This window comes from Caballeronia sp. LZ001 (assembly GCF_031450875.1).
Taxonomy (GTDB): Bacteria; Pseudomonadota; Gammaproteobacteria; order Burkholderiales; family Burkholderiaceae; genus Caballeronia.
In genome coordinates, this window is record NZ_JARTVX010000003.1 from 1,045,145 (window position 1) to 1,065,318 (window position 20,174).

Genomic DNA, 20,174 nt, shown 5'->3' on the forward strand with positions numbered 1-20,174 from the left:
TTCATTCGAGCGTCTGCGCGCCACGCCATATCTGACATTGCTGCCGCACGACTTCATGCAAGGAGTCATGCGCGCCATAGACGCGGCGCAACCACGCGGCATCGCTCGTGCCGCTCGTCACCGCACGCCTGATCGATTCGAGGCCTGCTTGGCCGCCGAGAGCCTGAGCGTGGCCGCTGATCGCATCGAGCGTGGCAAGGATGTCGTCTCTGATCGGTTTGCTTTGCCCCGTCTCCGGATTCACGCATGTTGCATCGAGACCAAAGCGGCAAGCCATGAACCGGTTCGTCCGATAAACCTCGTAGTCGCGTTCACTCAGCGTCAAGGGTTTATCGATCAGCAGATAGCGCGAAAGCGCCTGAATGTAAGCTGCGATGGCGGCGGCTCGTTCCACGCGTAACGGCGTATCCATGACGCGTACTTCGATCGTTCCGAATCCAGGACTCGGACGAATGTCCCAGTAAAAGTCCTTCAGACTCTTGACGAGACCCGTGTTGGTCATGCGCTCGAAGTACTGTTCGAACTCGCTCCACTTCGTCACGAAGGGCGCCTGGCCCGACAAGGGGAACGGCGCGACCGAATTGAGTCTTGCGCACTGGAACTGCGTGTCGCTGCCCTGCACGAACGGCGAAGAAGCGGCGAGCGCGATGAAGTGCGGGACGTAGCGCCAGAGCGAGTGCAGTAGAACGAGCGCCGAGTCGGCGTCCGGGCAACCGACATGCACGTGCTGACCGAAGATGGTGAACTGCTGATAGAGCGCCCCGTATAAGCCCATGAGATATTCGGAGCGTTCGCGTCCATCGGAACGTTGGTCGTACCAATTCTGGAAGAAGTTGGTGCCGCCACCGCATACGCCGACGTTGAGAAAGTCGGCGGCGCGAACGAGCGTATCGCGAAGCACCTGCAACTCGTTACTGACCTGGTCGAAGTTCCGGCACACGCCAGTGGAGAGTTCGATCATCCCTTCGGTCGTCTCGGGGTCGATGGCCCCCGCGAAGGTTTCCTCTCGAACGCGGTTCAACAACTCCGTGGTCGCCTTCGTCAGGTTGTAGTCATGCGTATTGACGACCTGGACTTCCAGTTCGACGCCAATCGTGAACGGTTCTGATGATGCAAACGGCTGCAACATAGGGTGTCCTGTCATTCGAACGAAAGAACGGCGGCAAGGCGATTTTACGCGAGCGCGTCCGATGCAACGGCGTCATCGGCTATTGAAGGGTTAACGCGTATTTAACAATAATTACTTGTTCAGTCCGCACTTAATTCCCAAGCACGTGCCGCCTAGACTTCAAGCACTGAAACGCAAACGGGTGTTTGCGCAAAAACGAAGCCTGGAGGTAAGCATCATGAAACTCGTTCAATCGCTCATCGTTGCCGCTGCTCTTGCAATCCCTGCCGTGTCGTCGTTCGCTCAAACGAACCAGCCGGTGACTCGCGCTGAAGTGAAGGCGCAACTGGTTCAACTCGAAAAAGCCGGCGACAACCCCACCGGCGATCAAACGCAATATCCGGCCAATATTCAAGCCGCGGAAGCTCGTGTGAACGCCCAAGGCAATAACGCAACGGATGTCGGCGGCGCCGCGGATGGCACATCGGCTTCGGGCGCACACCATACGCTGCGCAATTTCGACCATGCAGTGGCTCGCGTGGGACACAAGATCAGCGCTTCCGTCCGTCCGGATGCCAACGACGGCATGAAGCCTGTATTCTTTGGCTCCTAATCTGTTCAGTTGTTTTCGTTCAAGGTCTGGCGCGCAATCGTCTTGTGCGCCTCGTCTCCAAGATCCTCCTCCGGTGGCCTTCAATCACTGGATTGCCCAGCGCTTAGTGGCTGGGCCTTTTTGTGCGCTAAGCGAAATAGCTTGATTCCGTTTGCCTGGCGCGTGGGCTTTAATGCCAAGCGCGTGCTTTCTTAGCGTGTCACGGCAAGACGCGCTCGTACAGGTCGCAAGATATTCCCTAAAGAAATTCGATCAAGCGCCAAGCCGTGTCTTAGCCTTGAAGATTGCCCTCGCAGTCTGCCCAGTACCGTAAAGGATCGCGATGGAATGGATAATTCGAGTTGAGCCACGTCGACAGCCGTGTCCAATCGGGATGGTTAGTGCCACTTTGCGCGGACCAGGTCGACGATCTTTCGAGAATTTGACCGTTCGATCGATCCCGGACGAGCAAACTGCCCAGCCCATTTGAACCGTTGGTCTGCGATTCAAGGGAATATCGCGGCAAGATTCGCAACTCGGCATCCTTGGCCCAACCAAACACGGCGCGCACCACGCCCGCCGGATCTCGCACTTCGATAGGACCGCTCTCCGGGCGAAGCGCCGACCATCCTTCAGGAAATTCCGTCACGATTTCGTGACCGCTTTCCCTCACCCATCTCAGGCGCCATGCTCGTGCCATCGCATCGCGCATGCGTGCGACCGATTCATAGCCAGCGGGCAACTCGACCGCCATCGGCAGCGTGATCAGGTTGTCTTTCCAGAGCTTGGCTTCTTCGTCGATGCGCTCGACAGGCTCGAACGCGCCAGCTTCGAATGGATTCTCGGGCCGGCCGGATTTACGCTCGCTCGTGCTGGATTTCGGCAGACCTTCGAAGAGACGCTCGGCGTCGTCGCGGGTGAGCTTGGGTTTTCCTTTCTTCATTTGTCTCTCTGCGGCAAGGGGTCTTGTCTAGCGACGGTGCTTCGTTCGCGCGCGGTTAAAGGCGCTCATGGCGTCATTGTGCACTGTTCGCTTGCACTAGCCCGTGAAGAAAGCTTAGGCGACGACTTTACACGGCGCTCAACGTCCGCTAAACGCCACCACGATGCCGACGGTCTCTCCACGCCAGCACGGAGCAGCGCAGCGATAGCGGCCGCCGCATCGCTCATTGCCTCGCTTCCCGCTGCGCAAGACTCACCGTGAAAATACCCATTTCATCGATACGCTGTTCCAGCTTGCGGAAACCTGCGCGCCTGACGAGTTCATCCATCTCGGCCTGCGAGCGACGCCGCATGACCCGGCTTGCCTCACCGCGATGAGTACTCGACGAACGCGCGATAAATTCGCGTCGCGGATGCCACGGCTGTGCCGTATAGACGAGATAACTGCCCGGCAGCACTGCTTGCGCAAGCGCATGCAGCGAGCGTTCGATCATCGCGTTGTCGCCGTAAAGCTCGTATAAACCCGCCGCGATGGCAAGCGTCGGACGGGGTTCGAGCGTGGTGAACGACGCTTCATCGAAGGCATCGGCTTGCTCGAAGTGGGCGATCGACTCGAGTCCCCGCCGTGCGATCGAAGCACGTCCCGCTTCGACATTGATCGCACTCACATCGCGCAGCACGATGCGATCGACGGTCACGTTGGCGTCGTCGGTTGAATTTGCTATCGCGTCGAGCACGTGGCGTCCATGCCCGGCCGCGACATCGACGAGACGCACGGGTGAGCCCTCACGAACCAGCCGCGCGATAGCCAGACCCAGGAGCGCTTCGATATGCGTCTTGCGCTGCCGCATACCCTTGCACCCTGGCGCATTCAAGTAAAAGCGATCGATGAGACGTCCGATGCCACCGCATCCACGTGCCTCGTTGCGGTAGACATAGTCGAGCGTCGCGTCCGAATCGAACCCAAGCGAAAGACCAAGCGCGATGCCTTCCGAAAGCGCCCCGCCCGCCCTCAGCGCCAGCCGGTTCATCCACCAATAAAAACGTTCGAACGGCTTGGTTGGAGGCTTCAGCATCGCCTCGTACTCGTCGCGGAATGGTCCGCGCTTGTTCGCGTGAACGAGTGATACACGCGGGCTGCGCGCATTAAATTCACGCAAGATAAATGCGCGCAATGGTTCCAGCGCCTTGGCGCGATCCCGCTCGCCTAGCGTATCGTGACGAAAACGCGGCAGCACGACGCGCTCTTTGCGAGCCGAACGCAGCCGATCATAAAAAAGGTCCTGCGGCGCACGCTGCACGACCCGGTCCGCACCTGAAATCAACACTTGCGTAGGCACGGTGATGGCAGCGGCATCGTCGACGATACGCTTCGACGTATCGTGCAGGTCCAGCAACATGTTGACGGCGATCGGCCGCGTAATGAGCGGATCGGCCGCATAGCTCGCGATGCGTTCTATATCGTGCGTGAGCAGCTCGGGCCTCACTAGACTTTTCACATGGAACGAGCCGCGCAGCTTGTGCGCGAGCCGTAACCCAGCCCGCGCAAACGGTATATACCATTTCATGCGAAATGCGGGCGATGCCAGCGCGAGACAGCGGACAGGCGGCGCGTAATCATGCACCCACGTCGCTGCAAGCACCGCACCGACGCTTTGCCCGACAACAGCGATGTCTTCCACGGCAATGCCGTGCGCATCACGGATATGATCGATGAAGCACTGCAGGTCACGCACCGACGCAGCCACGCTCGGGCTATATCCACGTGGCCCCGGCGACTTGCCATGTCCGCGCGCGTCCCATGCGAAGAAGGAAAAGTCACGCAACTTCAGCTCATCGACGAGATGAGCGACGCGTGCCGAATGTTCGTGTCCGCAATGCAGCAAGACGATTGCGCCACGACGACGCGATTTCGCCGCCGGCCAATGACGGTAGAAAAGCTTCTCACTGTCGTGCGTGATGAATTCGGACTCATTGATTGTACGTTTGGTCATAGTGCTCTTTAACTTCGTGTTTGATTTGCTCGCAGATGCAAGTTCAATGCACCTGCTTCACTCCGGCGCTACCGCGCATGAATACGTTTGATACGCGCCTGAAGTATTCTTTCGCCGATGTTTGCCCGTAAGAAGTCTGTCGATAGCGACGAGTGCCATGCGAATGAATAGTCACGGCGGTATCGACATAAAGAATGCCGCTCTCGCGCGAATAAGTGCGCCGCATTGTTGCTCGGGCATGTGAAGCGTTCACATGCGTCGCTGATCAGCGACGCATGACTTCGACGACCGATGCGGTCGCATCGTCGGCTTCATGGAACTCGAAGCGCACCGGCAGAAAGCGCTCGATGACTTCCGCATTCGTCCTTGCGTGCATCGATATTTTCTCGACCGTGAAGCGGCCGCCGCCCGCGAGCGCGAGTGGCAACAGGAGCTGATCGCCGAGATGCTCGCCAATGGCCGCAGCGGATGCCAAATAGCGATCCGCCATTCGAACCACGGTCTGCGCAACCTTATCCGCCGATACCGCGCGTTCGCCAAACGCCGTAAATACCTCGGTGACGTGCGCATGTTCGAGCGTGACGAGCAACGCGTTGCCCGGCCCCGGTTCGGCTTCCAGACCACGCACGAGCAGCTGCGAGTCGTCCCATCCCATGCCGGGACGAACCACGTCGAGTTCATGTTGCGCAACGCCGGCGGGCGCCGCCGCGATGAAGCTCTCCGCATACGCGGTATCGAGCGCGCCACGCGACATCCACTCGCACGGACGCAAGCCCTTGCACGGCTGCACCGTGGCGACAATCTCTCCACCACCGTCCGGATAGAAGCCGAAGCGCTTGAGCTCGATGTCGATGACCGCGCCCATGTCGCCCATCGCGCGACGCCATGCGCGTTGCAGAAAATGCGCGGGCGGCGCCATCGGATTGTGTGTGCCGCCGCGTATACGCACGGTAGATGCTTTATCGGCGAATAAAAGCGCCGGCAGAATCGTTTGCAAGACGAGCGTGCAGCTTTCCGCCGTACCGATATCGAAGCTGTACTCGCCGCTCTTGATCGGCCCCGGCGCGAACATCAGCATCCGCGATCCGACCTCTGCTCCGGAACATTGCGCACCGGATATTGCTTGCGCTGCCGCCACCGCTAAGAGATGTCGATGCAACAGCCCTGGCTCACTTCGCCTTGCGCGGATATTCCCGATCCCGAAAGGCTGCCCCGTTAAAAGCGAAAGCGTGAGCGCCGTGCGTAAAATCTGGCCGCCACCTTCGCCGGCCGATCCATCCAGTTCAATCATTTGCTTGTTACTTGGTATTTAGAATTCATTCCGAAACCCCGGCGGCACGCATTCTCCGCTGTCGGAGCGTGATTCTGCAACCCTCCGTGCGCACGACAACCTTTGGTCTTGCGTGCAACATACAGCACGCCGGTACACAAAATGCAAAACACTAAGCCATGCGCACAAAAATAGACTAATCTCCATCTGGCGCAACAGCCCGTACCGCATCGTCCAGCCAGCAAGCGCCCGCGCCCCGACGCCAGGAGACGCCCATGAACGACGCCTCACGCCCCGCCGCCTCCGACTCGGGCAACCTCGAGCAAGCCACCAACCTCCCCATGGAGCCGCGCGTTCAGAAGATCGTCGTGGCGATACACGGCATCGGCAATCAACTGCACAGCGATACCGTGCGTTCGGTCGCGAGCCAGTTCGGCGCACGCTACGATCCGCCATTGCCCGTCATGCCGTTGGGATACTTCGATATCGCGGGCGTCGGCGAAGTGGATGTACGCCAGCTCGATCTGCCGCAAGGCGGTCCTTATACCGCCGAGCAGCGCGAGTTCTATTCCGCGCTTGGCTTCGCGGAAGTGTATTGGGCCGACATCCCGCGCGAAGTGGTCAAACAGGACGACACGCTCGAAGAAAGCAAGGCCTGGGGGTTGTCCATCGTGAGCCGCGCGCAGGCGGCATACATGCTGACCGTCGCGGATCGCAAGCTGGAGCCAGCCGATTTCTCGCTCGCCGCGGGTGTGGTGGAAGAAGTGGTCGAAACCGTCGCCATCATGCAAAGCCTGCTTGCCGTGACCGAGAAGGCCGGCATCTTCAAGTTCGATCTAGCGCCCGTGCTGCGCGACTATGTGGGCGACGTGCAGCTTGTCGCGGATTTTAAGCAGCATCGCGACACCATCGTGTTCCGGTTTCATCGCGTGATGGAGCGTCTCGTCGCGCTCGTCACCGAGCGCTGTCAGTGTCCGCCCGAGGTGTATATCGTCGCGCACAGCGAAGGTACGGTGATCAGTTTTCTGGGCATTCTGCAGGCGCTTTCCGCTCCGACGGCAGCGGACCCCAAAGACCACAAGCAAGTCATCGATACGAGCTGGGTACAGAGTCTGCGCGGCTTCATGACGATCGGTTCACCCATCGACAAGCACATCCTCTTGTGGCCAAGACTTTGGGACGGCATGCAGCTTCGAAGCGAAGTGCAAGGAGAGTGCATCACGCAAGTCGATCGTCCGGGTGGGCCGTTGACACTGCCCTCGCGTATCCGCTGGCGCAACTACTATGACTTCGGCGATCCGGTCGGCTTCGCGCTCGATACCGCCCGCGACTTTCTGCAACAGCGCGGCTGCGAGGCTTTCGAGTTCGATGCAGACAAGCACGACATCGGCTTCTCGCGCTACTGGCTGCCGGGCAAGGCGCACACGGATTACTGGACGGACTCGAATGTCTTCGGCCATTTCATCGAAGACGTGGTGCTGCGCAAGAACACCGCGAAGGCGCCGGGCAATCTGCCGTTACGCGGCATGGTCGGCACGGCGATTCCTTATCTGCTCAGCTTCGCGCTTCATCTCATGGCTGTGTTCTTCATCTACAAGGCAGTCACGGCCACCTCAGGTGCGGGCGGCGCGAGCACGGCGCCAGCGTTTATATACCTGACGCGCTCGGTGTTCGCGCTCGCGTGTCTTCTGATGGGCACGACAGTGGCCGCACGCATACCGCGGCTCGTCAAGGCGAGCCGCGCCACGCATCCGGTTGCACGGCTACGTTGGCGTCTCGTCGCGCTTGCTGCGTTCGTCGCGGGCGTCGCCATCTTCTGGCTCGTGATCCTGAATGGCGTTGCCGAATTCCTCGCGAGTCCAGTCACGCATGATGGCGATGCGCCCAGCGCGCTCACCGGGAAAATCATGTTCACCCTGGCCGCGCTGATCGTCGCACTGACGGGATGGTTCGCGCCGCGCAAACCGCGATGGGGACGCCGCGTGCTCGTCGCAGCGGGCACGTTGATGACAATCCTCATCGTCGGCGTGCGACTCTGGGGCGACCTCGCAAACAAGCCGTTATGGCCCGTGGTGATCGGTGCGCTGCTGTTTCTCTATGCGTGGTGGCTGGCCATTCTGATATTCGATCTCGCCTTCGTATGGCATCGCTATGTACGCAACTCAGTCGCGCTCGATACGCTGCGCGCATGGCGTGAAACCGGCAAGGACCCGCTGCCCAAACCGATCATGTCGATGCGGGGCAAGCAAAACCGAGGGTAGCGTCTATGCATGAAGCACGAGCTTCTGCACGCGCCAGTTGAGCAGTTCCGCGACGAAGAGCGTGTTCTCCGATGGACACGCCATCTCGTGAATCCAGCCGAACTGCTTCAACTGCTTGCCGGCACGGCCAAGCACGCCGAGCAGCTTGCCGTCGAGCGAGAGCTTGTAGATGCGGCCTGGAAAGGCATCGGCGCTATAGAGCACCTGGTTCGGTCCCGGTGAGATGCAAATGGCCCAGGGCGATCCGGGCGCGAAAGTGCCCGCCGCAATCGCGGCTTCATCCGGCATGTTGCCAATAGCAGGACGCGCATCCGGCGGTACGGGTACGTCGATCGTGAATTGGCGCTGGAAGTTGCCTTCCGTGTCGAAGACCTGAATGCGACGGTTGCTGCGATCGGCGACGTACACCATGTTGTTTGCATCGACGGCAATGCTGTGCGGCGTATGGAACTGCCCCGGCGCCTTGCCACGCTCGCCCCACGACTTGATCCAGTTGCCGTCGTTATCGACCTTCGCCACGCGCGAGTTGATATAACCATCGCTTATATAAGTGTTGCCTGCCGTGTCCCACGCAACGTCGGTCACTTGCCTGAAGCGTCCCGGCTCCGAAGCCAGCGGCGGGTTCGGATGCTTGAGCGGCGCGGTTTCTTCGTCCGCTGCTTCCTGCTTGCGGCCGAACACCATCGCCACGCGTCCTTCAGGCGTGAACTTGATGATCATGTCGGAGCCTTTATCCGTCACCCAGATGTTGTCGTGCCGGTCGATCTTGACCGTATGCGCGAACGACCACGCATAGAGGTTGTGGCCGATCTCGCGCACGAAGCGGCCATTGCGATCAAACTCCAGGAGTTGCGCGGCCGCCGCGCCATACGCGGGACCTGTGCTGTTACCGCGCGAAAGAACGAAGATGTGCCCCGCCGAATTGACCGCAACGCCCGAGCATTCGCCGAGGTACATGTCGGTCGGCAAGCGCACGGGATCGGGTATGGAGTCGAAGGATAGAGATGGCACACTGTCGTCTGCATAAGCAAGATGCGGGAACAGTGCGAGCGCCGCTGCGCTCTGCGTGGCCATCGCGAGAAAGCGACGGCGGCTTGCGACGCCCGGCTGCATGACTTCGCAGCATGGGCAGAACATCGAGTGCTGAAGGCTCATCGTTACCCTCCTCTTGTTCGTCGCCTGCATGGACGGGCATCGTCGCTTCAAGCTTCTGACGATGCGAGAGGAAGTGTAGTGTATTTGAAGCGAGACGCGCACGCGGTTCGCGCAACGGCTTTCGAATCTGAAAGGACTAAACGGAGAAGCGCATCATGAGCGATGCATGGCAATATCAGGTAAGAATCAGGCTCGCGCCGGACTATGCGACGAAGGCTCGCCAAAACATGGATGACGTTGCGCTCGCGCCGCTCGCTTCGCTGTTGCGAACGCATGACGCTGAGTTGCAATGTCAGTTCGATGCCTTCGCGGGCTACGTCGCCGAGGCGGAACGCGAGGGAACGGAACACTATCGGCTCTATCAATGGACGCGCGACACCATTGAAGACCCGGTGAAGAAGGCCAAGTACATCGAGTGGTTCACCTTCCATGTGCAAGGGCAAGAGGTCTATGACAAGCGGCTCGCCGATGCACTCGAAGCCGACCTGACCGCGCTGAACAGCGAAGCGATCAGCGAGATCAGAAAGATCGATACGAACCCTGCACGCAATCCGCAGCCGCCGAAGCAATCATGACTACGCCTTGGTTGCATCCATCCATTCGACGATATTGCGCACCGTGTCTTTGTAGAACGTGCGATACAACTCTTCCGTGACATAGCCGATATGCGGCGTTGCAAGCACGTTCTGTAGCGAGCGCAATGGATCGTCCGCGGCGAGCGGTTCTTCGTCATACACGTCGAGCCCCGCGCCTGCGATTCGCTTCGACGTGAGTGCATCGAGCAAGGCGGCATGATCGACGATCGCCCCGCGCGACGTATTCACGAGCCGCGCCGTCGGCTTCATCAGCGCGAATTCAGGCGCGCTCACGAGATGCCGCGTGCGCTCCGATAGCCGCAAGTGAATCGACACCAGGTCCGAGGTGCGAAAGAGCGTTTCCTTATCGACGCGCTGCACGCCTTTCTCTTGCGCGCGTTCCTCGGTAAGGTTCTGGCTCCACGCGATCACGTTCATGCCAAACGCGCGGCCGATCACGCCGACTGCCGAACCAATACGCCCGAGACCCAGAAGCCCGAGCGTCTTGCCCGCGAGTTCGGTGCCGAGGCCAACCTGCCATCCGCCGCTTTGCAACGAACGATTCTCGGCGGGAATGTTGCGCATCGTCGCGAGGATGAGCGCCCAGGTGAACTCGATAGTGGCCGTCGACGAGTAACCCGTGTGCCTGACCTCGACGCCACGGTCCCCGGCTGCGTCGAGATCGATGGATGCATTCGCCGCACCCGTCGATGCGATCAGCTTGAGCCTTGGCAAATGCTCGATGATGTCGCGCGTGAGCGGCGTGCGCTCGCGCATGGCGCAGATGACATCGAAGGGTTCGAGGCGCTTGAGCAAGGCATCGCGCTCGGCGATGTGATCGTTGAAGACGGTGATCTCGGCGCGGCCTTCGAGCGGCGACCAGTCTGCGAGCTTGAGTGCGACGTTTTGGTAGTCGTCGAGTATGGCGACGCGGATCGAAGAAGAAGTAGACGCGATAGACATGATGAATGGCTCTGCTGCTAACGAAGAGGCCCTAGTGTGACGCAAAGCGCGATTTCGCGTCGGCGCGACATCTCGTGAAATAAGTTTGGAAGAGACTGCGCGAGACGCTTTCCCTATAGTGATCTGCATCGCCACCCACGAATCGAAGGGACTTCCCGTGAAAAGCAGATCAGACATCACCGTATCGAACCCATACGGCACGCATGCGACTGCTCGCGCGCTGCGTCATGTACTCGTGATTGTCACCACCGCGGCGCTCGCATTTGCAAGCAGCTCGGCCTTCGCGGGCTGGACACGCTCAGGCTCCGCCTACACCGGCCGTGGCGAATATAACGGCGCGCACGCAGGTTCATGCGGTGGCGGCAGTTGCTCGCATGCCGGCGGCTACGTGAATCCGTGGGGCGGCGTGGCGACCAACACCGGCACGGTCACGCGAACCGGCACCGGGCAGTTCGCGAACTCGGGCACCGCCGTGGGTCCGGAAGGACGATCCGTGCAGCACTCCGGCGATACGAACTGCGCGGGCGGCAGCTGCAATCACACCGGCAACATGACCACGCCGAACGGCAAGACCACCACCACCGACAGCACCGTCACGCGCAACGGCGTCGGCCAGTACTCATCGACGGGGTCGGTGACCGGACCCAACAGCAACACCTCGACGCATAATGCATCCACGAATTGCGCAGGCTACACCTGCAATCGCTCGGGCACGGTGAACACCGCGAACGGCGGCAGCGTAACGCACTCAGGAAGCGCTACGAGCGTCGCGCCGGGCGTCGTGGTGACATCGGGTACGTCGGGTGCTTATGTGGCCAGCAGCGGCTCGCACGGCGCTACCGTGGTCACGGGTGGCACCGTAACGGCCAGCACTACGACGGTGATCGCAGCGCCCGTCGTCGCGACTCCGCCGCCGCCCGCAGCGACGGTTTATGTCGCACCGGCGCCGCGCCCTGCCGTGTGGGTTCCCGCGCACTGGGTCGGCAGATTCTGGGTGCCCGCGCATTGGGCGTGATGCGGCGAGCATGACGGGCATGCCTTACCGCCTGTAAGCGGTACACTGCGGGTCAACGCCGCTCATCAACGAGACCCGCCATGGTCAATCATGCTTGTGCTTGCCGGACCTTCAGGATCGCTCACTCATGAAGCGGCAAGACGCGAAGCGCCCGTACCTGCCACACGAACATACGCATAGCGTACTGCACGATCTCACCTGGACTGCCGGACCTGTCGTGCTTGCGCTTGCCATCGCCGGGGCGCTGGTCTTCTGGCTCCTCGATCCCGCGCCGCCTCGCACCATCACCATCAGCGCGGGACAAACCGACAGCTCGTTCTACTATTACGCGGAAGAGTACGCGAAGATCCTCGCAAGAAACGGCGTCACGCTCAAGGTAATGCCATCGGATGGCTCGGTGCAGAACCTGCATCGTCTGCTCGATCCGAAGGAGAGAATCGATCTCGCGCTCGTGCAGGGTGGCGTGGCGAGCAAGGAGCATGCGTCATCGTTGATATCGCTCGGCAGCGTGTCGTATGTCCCGCTCGTCGTGTTCTATCGCGGAAAGGGGCTGACGCAGCTTTCTCAACTCGAAGGCAAGCGCATTGCAATAGGCCGTGAAGGCAGCGGCACGCGCATGCTGTCGCTCAAGCTGCTCGAAGCGAATGGCATAAGACCGGGTGGAAGCACGGAGCTATTTGCAACAGACGGCCTGGACGCGGCCACGCAACTCGTCAGCAATCAGGTCGATGCCGTCTTTCTAAGCGGCGACTCCGCCACACGCGCACTCATGCTGCGCATCTTGAAAGTACCTGGCGTCTCGGTAATGGACTTTCAGGAAGCGCGCGCTTATACGCGTGTTTTTCCCTATCTCGATGAGATCGATCTGCCGCCAGGCGTGCTGGATCTGGGCCGTCGCGTGCCGTCCGAGACCGTGCATCTGGTTGCGCCAACCGTCGAACTCGTCGCGCGTCCAACGCTGCATCCCGCGCTATCCGATCTATTGATCGAAGCCGCGCAGGAAGTGCATGGCAAGCCCGGGCTCTTGCAACGCGGCGGACAGTTTCCGAATTTCGTCGCGCATGAGTTTCCGATCAGCGAGGACGCCAACCGTTACTACCATTCCGGCAAGGGCTTCTTTTACCGCGTGCTGCCGTTCTGGCTTGCGAATATCGCGGATCGCGCGCTCGTGTTGTTGCTGCCCGTGGCGGTGCTGATTTTTCCGGCGCTGCGGATCGTGCCAGGCTTGTATCGATGGCGCGTGAGGTCGCGAATCTATCGTTACTACGGCGCGTTGCTGGCGGTCGAACGCGGCGCCATGCGAATGTCGAACGATGAAGAGCGCAAGGGCCTGCTGGTCGAACTCGATTACATCGAGGAGTCGTTGAACACGCTCAAAGTGCCGCTTGCGTATGCGGATGCGCTTTACGTTTTGCGCGAACATATCGGCTTCGTCAGGTCGCGGCTTTCGGCCGTCACGCGAAAAGCCGCGAGCGAGGTTTAGCAGCCTCGACGATGGCTGCGTCATCTCATGGACAACGCAGCCATTAACGCCGAAACGCTTACTTGAACCCGGCCACCGCGTGCGGCACGTAAGGCTTTTCGAGTTGCGCGATTTCCTCGTCGGTCAGGTTCAATTCGAGCGCAGCAACCGCATCGTCGATATGTCCCACCTTGGACGCACCGATGATCGGCGCACTCACAGGCGTCTTCTGTGCAACCCAAGCCAATGCAACCTGCGCACGCGGTACTCCACGCGCTTGAGCGACGGCGGCAACGGCTTCGACCACTGCACGGTCCGCATCGTCCGTTCGATACAGCGTGCTGCCGAATGCATCCGACTCTTGTCTTGCGCTGGTCGCATCCCAGTCGCGCGTCAGGCGTCCTCGTGCAAGCGGACTCCACGGCAATACGCCGATGCCCTGATCCACGCAAAGCGGCAGCATCTCCCGCTCTTCTTCGCGATACAGCAGGTTCAAGTGGTTCTGCATCGTCTTGAACTCGGTCCATCCTTTGGCACGCGAAAGATAGAGCGACTTGCTGAACTGCCACGCATACATTGAAGACGCACCGATATAACGCGCCTTGCCCGCCTTGACGACATCATGCAGCGCTTCGAGGGTTTCCTCGATCGGGGTCGTGTAATCCCATCGATGAATCTGGTAGAGATCGACGTAATCCGTTCCGAGTCTGCGCAAGCTGTTATCGATCTCGTTGAAGATAGCCTTGCGCGACAAGCCACCACCGTTCGCACCGGGACGCATGCGATTGAAGACCTTCGTTGCGATGACGATATCGTCGCGTCGCGTGAAGTCGCGCAATGCGCGGCCGACAATCTCTTCCGATGTGCCATCCGAATAGGTATTGGCGGTATCGAAGAAGTTGATGCCCGCGTCCAGCGCGTGCTGAATGATCGGGCGGCTCTTTTCTTCGTCGAGCGTCCATGGATGCGTGCCGCGCTCCGGCACACCGAACGTCATGCAGCCGAGACACAGGCGCGAGACCTCGAGTCCGGTCGAGCCCAGTTTCACGTATTCCATCGTGTGATTCTCCATTCAAGGCGAACAAGCGTGTAGGCAACCAAGCCCTCTACCTTAGCGCATGCAGCCCCCGCGCGCTTTCAGCCAGTCTTATAAGCCTGCATGGCGATTCGCGCTTGACGCATCCCTTCACTCCTGCCGGTAGCGTCCGCTGCTGCTAACATGCCCTGCTTCGAAGCGCCTTTACCAGATGTTCAAGCTCGCGTGGCTTGCAAGGAAGCGCCGATATTCGTTCGAGGAATGCGTGCATGCATCAGGATCAGCTGGACGGCATCATGACGTTCGTCGCGGTAGCCGAGGAAAAGGGCTTTTCCGCCGCTGCCGTGCGGCTTGGCGTGTCGCCTTCCGCCGTAAGTCAGGCTATTCGCACACTTGAGAGGCGCGTGGGCCTCGCTTTGTTCTCGCGCAATACGCGCGGCGTGAGCCTTACCGAAGCCGGAGAAAAATTCTTCGAACGCGTCTTGCCCGCAGTGCGCGAACTCGCGCTCGCTTCGGAAGAACTCGGCGCGGCGGCCGAACGACCGTCCGGAACCTTGCGCATAACGGTGGCGCGCTCGGGTCATATGATCGTGCTGCAGCCCGTGTTACGCCGCTTTCTCGAACGTTATCCGGAGATTCGCGTCGACCTGTGCATCGACAATTCGCTCGTCGATATCGTGGCGCGCGGCTTCGACGCGGGCATTCGTTTTGGCGATCGTGTCGAGCGCGATATGGTGGCCGTACGGATCGGGCCGCCCATCGAAGCGCATATCGTCGCATCGCCTGACTATCTTGCACGGCGCGGCGTTCCGAAGCATCCGCATGATCTGGCGGCGCACGACTGTATAAGCTTTCGTCTGATCAGCACCGGACAGATCGAGCGCTGGAGCTTCAGGAAGAATGGGGAATCGCTCGATCTCGTCGTGACAGGTCGGCTCATTCTCAATGACTCGGCTGCGCTCGTGCAATCGGCGCTGGATGGCATCGGCATCGCTTATATCATCAATGGTTATATCGAGCGATTCATCGAGGAAGGCCGGCTCGTGCGCCTCCTCGCCGACTGGAGCCCGCCACTGCCCGGCTATACGCTGTATTACCCGGACCGCCGTCATGTCGCGCCGAAGCTGCGCGCCTTCATCGACTTTCTTCGCGATGAGCGTGACGGGCTCGCGACTTCGCAGCAAGACATCGAACATAGGCCAAGCGTCGATATGCTGATTCGTCAGGCGCTTTGAAGTCTTTGTCTGTCAGCGGCGCTTATAAGGGCTTGAATCTCCAGACGCTGTCGCACAAGCAGGGAATGGATCATGCTCGCGAATTGCTCACGAAATAACGTTTTCTAACGGAGAATCGCACATGGCAACGACCGCTGACAAACCCGTCTGGTTCATTACCGGATGTTCGACCGGCTTCGGCCGTGAGCTCGCCGCCAAGACCCTGGGCCTCGGCTACCCGACCGTGATCACCGCGCGCAACGTCGCGGCCGTCGAAGATCTTGCAAAGGAGTACGGCGATCTGGCGCTTGCGCTCACGCTCGATGTCACCGACCCTGCTCAGGTCAAAGCCGCAGTGCGCGATGCGACCGCCAAGTTCGGCCGCATCGACGTGCTCGTGAACAACGCGGGCATCGGCTACTTCGGCTCGCTGGAAGAAAGCGAAAGCGAAGAAGTGCGCAAGATGTTTGAAATCAACGTCTGGGGCTTGGTCGATATGACCCAAGCCGTGCTACCGGGCATGCGCGCGAAAAAGAGCGGGACCATCGTGAATATTTCGTCGGTCGGCGGGATCATCGCGTTCCCGGGCATCAGCTTCTATCATGCGACGAAGTTCGCGGTCGAAGGCTTGTCGGAATCACTGTCGCAAGAAGTCAAGCCGCTCGGCATCAAGGTGCTCATCGTCGAGCCGGGACCGTTTCGCACCGACTGGGCGGGCCGCTCGGCGAATCAGGCGCCGCATACCATCGCCGATTACGCCGAGACCGCGAAGGCGCGCGTCGATATGGTGCGCAACTACAGCGGCAAGCAACCGGGCGATCCGGTGCGTGCCGCCGAAGCGATCATCAAAGCGGTCGAAAGCGACAATCCGCCGTTGCGGCTCTTGCTCGGCAAGGCCGCGCTCACCAACGCGCGCCTGAAAGTCGAAGCCCTGCGCAAGGACTTCGATGGCTGGGAAGCGGTGACGCTGGGCGCGGACTTCCCGGAAGGCCAATGAGTGCGCTGATGAATAGGGCATTCTGCATGCGGTCTGTTGAATGCAGAATGCCAGACTTACAACGCCAGCACGTTCACCGCCACGTCTATGTGGTGCGACCCGCCGCCGAGAATCATCCCGCGCAATAACGACACGTCCGTGTAGTCACGCCCCGTGGAGAGCGTGATGTGATCGAGATCCGCCAGCACGTCGTTGGTCGGATCGAGATCGACCCAGCCGCTCTGCGGGCAATGCACTGAAACCCATGCATGCGAGGCATCCGCGCCGATCAGCCGGGTCTGGCCCGGCGGCGGGTCGTTGCGCAAGTAACCGCTCACGTAGCGCGCCGGCAAGCCGAGCGAGCGCAGGCAACCGATCATCACCTGCGCGAAGTCCTGGCATACGCCGTGACCCAAGTCGAAGGCGCGCGTGGCGGGTGTATCGAACGCAGTCGACGACGGGCGGTATTCAAAATCCGCATGAATGCGATGCATCAGATCGATTGCACCCACGACGAGCGGTGTGTCGGCCTCGAAGCTCTGTGCGCCGTACTCGCGCAACGCCTGATCGAGCGCGATGTTCGGCGACGCATAGCAAAACTCGCTCTCCGCGAAGAACCGCGCGCCCGCGTGGTATTGCAGGCGCTGCACGACCTTTTCCCACGGCGGCGTTTCGGCGGGATCGAACGCATTCCAGCGCGGCACGAGCCGCACCGTGGTCTCGCTCGTCATCGAAAGACGCTCGTGCGGCGCATCGAGCGAAAAGTACAGCACGTCGTTGCCGAACGCATCGACTCGGCTGTGCACATAAGACGGCACCGGCTCGATCCGCTCCGTGTGCGCGATCACCTGTTGCCACGGGCAGTGCAACGGGCGAATCACCGCGAGATGCTGCGCGATCTCGACAGGCGTCGAATAACGATACGTGGTGCGATGCGTGACCGCGAGTGTCGTGGCTTCGGGGTTGCTGGATACGGTCATGAAGATACCTGCGAGGCCAGCGTGTTCGCATGGCTGAAGTAACGCGCGCTTACCTCGTTCGAAGCCACGCCCACGGCGCTCACGAGCCGGTCGCACAGTTCGATCAGATTGGCGAAGCGGCCGTCTTCGTCCGTCTCGCACAGCGACTCGAGACTCGGAAATGATTCTGCATGCGGCATGATGAATGCAAAATGCGTTCGACGCGCGCCGCCCGCCGCCGCCGCGATTTCATCGAGCTTTTTGCGCAAGCGGACATACACGCCGGCGAGGCCGCGCGGATTGGTTTCATCCAGCACGATCATGTCGATGAGCGCCGGCACTTCCAGCCGTCCCGGATAGCGCGATCGATACGTCAACGTGCTGTCGAAAAGCTGCAGCAACAAGTCGAAGCCTGCCGGCGTAGTCAACGTGCCGTGCTCGGCAGCCACGCGCACGAAGCTCGCCATGTTCGCGACGCGTTCGATATGCCGGCCAATGAAGAGCAGCCGCCACGCTTCGTCGCGCGTCATGCGGTCGCCTTGCGCACCGCTGATGGCGGATAGCTGCGTCGCCAGATGTTCGAGCGCATTCGCGAGCATCACGCGGTCGTAGTGCCTGCTGACCGGCGGCGCGAACTCGCCGCTTCCGCTCGCATTCGGACTTCCGCTCGCCGAAGGCAGCGCAAGCCGCGCGAGGGCATCGCGGAAATCGTTGCGCGACGCGAGAATGTTGCGCCAGTGATCGTTGGAAAGACGGTCGCGAATTTCGCCCGAGGCGCGCGCCTGATCCGCGAGATTGCCGCCAATGCTCGTCGACCGGTTTGCAAGACCCATCACCAATGCGCGCTCGAAGGCTTGCGGCGAACTGCGCGCGGGCGTATCGATCGATGGAATCAGGCCGCATTGCGCCGCGAAGTCGGCAAGCGTCGGGAACAGATCGCCGTTGTCGTTGACTTCGAGCGTGCCCAAAAGCAGGCGGCACAGGCGCACGTTGTTCTCCGAGCGCTCGCTGTAGCGGCCCGCCCAAAAAAGATTTTCTGCCGCGCGGCTCGACACCGTGCGGCGCGCGCGCACGTCGCCCGGTTTCATCGGCGAAGGCAACAGCGATGCGGCCGGCACCGGTTGACTCGACAGCACCCACGTATCCACGCTGCTTCCGCCGAACTGCATGGACACCGTGGCTCGCCGATCCGCGGCAAGCCGCGTGAAACCGCCCGGCACGACGCTGAAGCCGCCGTCGATGTTCGCAATGGCATACACGCGCAGCACACAGGGACGCGAACCCAACGCGCCATCATTGAAACGCGGTGCGCTCGAAAACTGCAGGTTCTCCTGCACGGTGAAAACATCCGGCGAGCGTTCAATCCGTTCGCGCCATTCCGCCAGGTCCTGCACGCCCGCGTCGATGCCCGGCGGATGGTCGGTTTGCGCGCCCGGCCACGTCGGCGCGAGCAACGCTCGGTCCAGTTGCTCGAAAGCTTCCTCGCGCGCGGCGGGCTCGCCGCACCACCACGTCGGCACGGTCGGCAAGTCGAGCGACTCATCGAGCAAGGCATCGGCGATACCCGGCAGGAATGCATTGAGCGCGGGAGATTCGGTGAAGCCCGCGCCCGGCACGTTGGACACCATCACGTTGCCCGCGCGCATGACCTGCAGCAGTCCCGGCACGCCGATGGTCGAGTCGCCGCGCAACTCGACTGGATCACAGAATGCATCGTCGAGCCGCCGTAATATTGCATGCACTCTCGACAAACCCGCGAGGGTCTTGAGATAGAGCTTGTCGTGCCGCACCGTCAGATCCTTGCCTTCCACGAGCGTCACGCCCAGATAGCGCGCAAGGAACACGTGCTCGAAGTAAGTCTCGCTGAATGGTCCTGGACTCAAGAGCGCGATATGCGGTGCATCGGGAGAAGTCTCTTCGTGTTCGCCATCGTCGTCGCGCATGGTGGCGCGTGCGGCGCGTGCGAGCGTCGCGATGAGTTGCGCATAAGCGGGCGCGAGACGGCTCACGCGCATGGCGCGAAACGGATCGGCAAATAGACTCGCGACGATGAGCCGGTTTTCGAGCGCATAACCGAGGCCGGAAGGCGCCTCGGTCCGATGCGCCATGACCGTCCATGTGCCCTTCGGCGTGCGCGCGAGATCGACCGCGACGATCTGCAGGAAGCGCCCGCCAGGCGGTACGTAGCCCTTCACGGGACGCAGATAGCCAGGATGTCCGAACACGAGCGCGGTGGGCAAGAGACCACGATGCAGCAGCGTCTGCGGGCCGTAGATATCGGCCATGATCGCTTCCATGAGACGCGCGCGCTGAGCGACGCCGCGTTCGATCACGGCCCACTCTTCTTCGTCGATCAGAAGCGGCAGCAGGTCGAGCGACCACGCGCGCGGCTCGCCGTTATCGGCATAGACGTTGTACGTGATGTCGTTGTCGCGAATCTGCTGCGCAACGGCGGCCACGCCTTCATCCAGATGCTCGATACCGTCTTCACCGAGCAATTCGAAAAACTGGCGCCAGGGCTCGCGCAACTGGCCGGAAGAATCGCGCAATTCGTCCCAGTGCCCTTCGCGCGCCGGCAAGGTGCGCATCAGCGCGAGTGCGTCGACACGCGCACCGGACGTGTCGAAGGGCAAGGTCGATTGAAACGGCAAG

16 protein-coding genes are annotated in these 20,174 nt (G+C 60.9%); 7 read left to right on the top strand and 9 right to left on the bottom strand.

The window, feature by feature from the left end; all coding sequences use genetic code 11:
- Position 1 precedes the first annotated feature (1 nt).
- The gene (locus P9292_RS09290; protein WP_309958652.1) at positions 2-1,129 is read right to left on the bottom strand and encodes a YbdK family carboxylate-amine ligase; all 1,128 of its coding nucleotides are present in this window, start codon (positions 1,127-1,129) and stop codon (positions 2-4) included.
- A gap of 217 nt (positions 1,130-1,346) precedes the next feature.
- Here P9292_RS09290 and P9292_RS09295 point away from each other — a divergent pair, with 217 nt between their 5' ends.
- Positions 1,347-1,721, top strand: coding sequence for a DUF4148 domain-containing protein (locus P9292_RS09295; protein WP_309958757.1), 375 nt, complete (start codon positions 1,347-1,349; stop codon positions 1,719-1,721).
- A 271-nt stretch (positions 1,722-1,992) separates the two neighbouring features.
- On the opposite strand, the gene P9292_RS09300 is transcribed toward P9292_RS09295, so the two are convergent.
- The 3 genes from P9292_RS09300 to rtcA all read right to left on the bottom strand — a co-directional run bounded on the left by P9292_RS09300 (position 1,993) and on the right by rtcA (position 5,927).
- Complete coding sequence (locus P9292_RS09300; RefSeq protein ID WP_250469386.1) at positions 1,993-2,643, bottom strand: hypothetical protein; 651 nt, start codon at positions 2,641-2,643, stop codon at positions 1,993-1,995.
- Positions 2,644-2,866: 223 nt separating this feature from the next.
- Complete coding sequence (locus P9292_RS09305) at positions 2,867-4,636, bottom strand: bifunctional alpha/beta hydrolase/class I SAM-dependent methyltransferase (RefSeq protein ID WP_309958653.1); 1,770 nt, start codon at positions 4,634-4,636, stop codon at positions 2,867-2,869.
- 265 nt (positions 4,637-4,901) lie between these two features.
- Positions 4,902-5,927, bottom strand: coding sequence for an RNA 3'-terminal phosphate cyclase (rtcA, locus tag P9292_RS09310; protein ID WP_309958654.1), 1,026 nt, complete (start codon positions 5,925-5,927; stop codon positions 4,902-4,904).
- 254 nt (positions 5,928-6,181) lie between these two features.
- Here rtcA and P9292_RS09315 point away from each other — a divergent pair, with 254 nt between their 5' ends.
- Positions 6,182-8,167 carry an MFS transporter gene (locus P9292_RS09315; RefSeq protein ID WP_309958655.1) on the top strand — a complete coding sequence of 662 codons (1,986 nt, stop codon included), beginning with the start codon at positions 6,182-6,184 and terminating at the stop codon, positions 8,165-8,167.
- Positions 8,168-8,170: 3 nt separating this feature from the next.
- Here P9292_RS09315 and P9292_RS09320 read toward each other — a convergent pair whose 3' ends face one another.
- Positions 8,171-9,322, bottom strand: coding sequence for a peptidyl-alpha-hydroxyglycine alpha-amidating lyase family protein (locus tag P9292_RS09320; protein WP_244830769.1), 1,152 nt, complete (start codon positions 9,320-9,322; stop codon positions 8,171-8,173).
- Positions 9,323-9,477: 155 nt separating this feature from the next.
- Here P9292_RS09320 and P9292_RS09325 point away from each other — a divergent pair, with 155 nt between their 5' ends.
- A complete protein-coding gene (locus tag P9292_RS09325; RefSeq protein ID WP_309958656.1) occupies positions 9,478-9,897 on the top strand; it encodes a hypothetical protein in 420 nt (139 codons plus the stop codon).
- Here P9292_RS09325 and P9292_RS09330 read toward each other — a convergent pair whose 3' ends face one another.
- Positions 9,898-10,860, bottom strand: coding sequence for a D-2-hydroxyacid dehydrogenase family protein (locus P9292_RS09330; protein WP_309958657.1), 963 nt, complete (start codon positions 10,858-10,860; stop codon positions 9,898-9,900).
- Positions 10,861-11,017: 157 nt separating this feature from the next.
- Here P9292_RS09330 and P9292_RS09335 point away from each other — a divergent pair, with 157 nt between their 5' ends.
- Together P9292_RS09335 and P9292_RS09340 are read left to right on the top strand one after the other, a co-directional pair.
- Positions 11,018-11,875 carry a hypothetical protein gene (locus P9292_RS09335; RefSeq protein WP_309958658.1) on the top strand — a complete coding sequence of 286 codons (858 nt, stop codon included), beginning with the start codon at positions 11,018-11,020 and terminating at the stop codon, positions 11,873-11,875.
- Between the two features lie 127 nt (positions 11,876-12,002).
- A complete protein-coding gene (locus tag P9292_RS09340) occupies positions 12,003-13,358 on the top strand; it encodes a TAXI family TRAP transporter solute-binding subunit (protein ID WP_244830774.1) in 1,356 nt (451 codons plus the stop codon).
- Positions 13,359-13,416: 58 nt separating this feature from the next.
- Here the strand turns inward: P9292_RS09340 and P9292_RS09345 are convergent, their stop codons facing one another.
- Entirely contained in the window at positions 13,417-14,394 is a 978-nt protein-coding gene (locus P9292_RS09345) for an aldo/keto reductase (protein ID WP_244830776.1), read from the bottom strand.
- A 248-nt stretch (positions 14,395-14,642) separates the two neighbouring features.
- Between P9292_RS09345 and P9292_RS09350 the strand changes: the two genes are divergently transcribed.
- Together P9292_RS09350 and P9292_RS09355 are read left to right on the top strand one after the other, a co-directional pair.
- On the top strand, positions 14,643-15,608 hold the full coding sequence (locus P9292_RS09350; RefSeq protein WP_309958659.1) for a LysR family transcriptional regulator: 966 nt from the start codon (positions 14,643-14,645) through the stop codon (positions 15,606-15,608).
- Positions 15,609-15,729: 121 nt separating this feature from the next.
- Positions 15,730-16,584 (top strand): oxidoreductase, encoded by an 855-nt coding sequence (locus tag P9292_RS09355; protein ID WP_309958660.1) that lies wholly within the window; start codon positions 15,730-15,732, stop codon positions 16,582-16,584.
- 56 nt (positions 16,585-16,640) lie between these two features.
- On the opposite strand, the gene P9292_RS09360 is transcribed toward P9292_RS09355, so the two are convergent.
- Positions 16,641-17,543, bottom strand: coding sequence for a transglutaminase family protein (locus P9292_RS09360; protein WP_250494576.1), 903 nt, complete (start codon positions 17,541-17,543; stop codon positions 16,641-16,643).
- On the bottom strand, positions 17,540-20,173 hold the full coding sequence (locus tag P9292_RS09365) for a circularly permuted type 2 ATP-grasp protein (protein ID WP_309958661.1): 2,634 nt from the start codon (positions 20,171-20,173) through the stop codon (positions 17,540-17,542). Before P9292_RS09365 ends, P9292_RS09360 begins: the two co-directional genes overlap by 4 nt.
- Between the last annotated feature and the right edge of the window lies 1 nt (position 20,174).

Bases quoted from the DNA above. Each gene is read 5' to 3' on its own strand.
- P9292_RS09290 (WP_309958652.1), bottom strand. From the start codon at position 1,129: ATGTTGCAGCCGTTTGCATCATCAGAACCGTTCACGATTGGCGTCGAA.
- P9292_RS09295 (WP_309958757.1), top strand. From the start codon at position 1,347: ATGAAACTCGTTCAATCGCTCATCGTTGCCGCTGCTCTTGCAATCCCT.
- P9292_RS09300 (WP_250469386.1), bottom strand. From the start codon at position 2,643: ATGAAGAAAGGAAAACCCAAGCTCACCCGCGACGACGCCGAGCGTCTC.
- P9292_RS09305 (WP_309958653.1), bottom strand. From the start codon at position 4,636: ATGACCAAACGTACAATCAATGAGTCCGAATTCATCACGCACGACAGT.
- rtcA (WP_309958654.1), bottom strand. From the start codon at position 5,927: ATGATTGAACTGGATGGATCGGCCGGCGAAGGTGGCGGCCAGATTTTA.
- P9292_RS09315 (WP_309958655.1), top strand. From the start codon at position 6,182: ATGAACGACGCCTCACGCCCCGCCGCCTCCGACTCGGGCAACCTCGAG.
- P9292_RS09320 (WP_244830769.1), bottom strand. From the start codon at position 9,322: ATGAGCCTTCAGCACTCGATGTTCTGCCCATGCTGCGAAGTCATGCAG.
- P9292_RS09325 (WP_309958656.1), top strand. From the start codon at position 9,478: ATGAGCGATGCATGGCAATATCAGGTAAGAATCAGGCTCGCGCCGGAC.
- P9292_RS09330 (WP_309958657.1), bottom strand. From the start codon at position 10,860: ATGTCTATCGCGTCTACTTCTTCTTCGATCCGCGTCGCCATACTCGAC.
- P9292_RS09340 (WP_244830774.1), top strand. From the start codon at position 12,003: ATGAAGCGGCAAGACGCGAAGCGCCCGTACCTGCCACACGAACATACG.
- P9292_RS09345 (WP_244830776.1), bottom strand. From the start codon at position 14,394: ATGGAATACGTGAAACTGGGCTCGACCGGACTCGAGGTCTCGCGCCTG.
- P9292_RS09350 (WP_309958659.1), top strand. From the start codon at position 14,643: ATGCATCAGGATCAGCTGGACGGCATCATGACGTTCGTCGCGGTAGCC.
- P9292_RS09355 (WP_309958660.1), top strand. From the start codon at position 15,730: ATGGCAACGACCGCTGACAAACCCGTCTGGTTCATTACCGGATGTTCG.
- P9292_RS09360 (WP_250494576.1), bottom strand. From the start codon at position 17,543: ATGACCGTATCCAGCAACCCCGAAGCCACGACACTCGCGGTCACGCAT.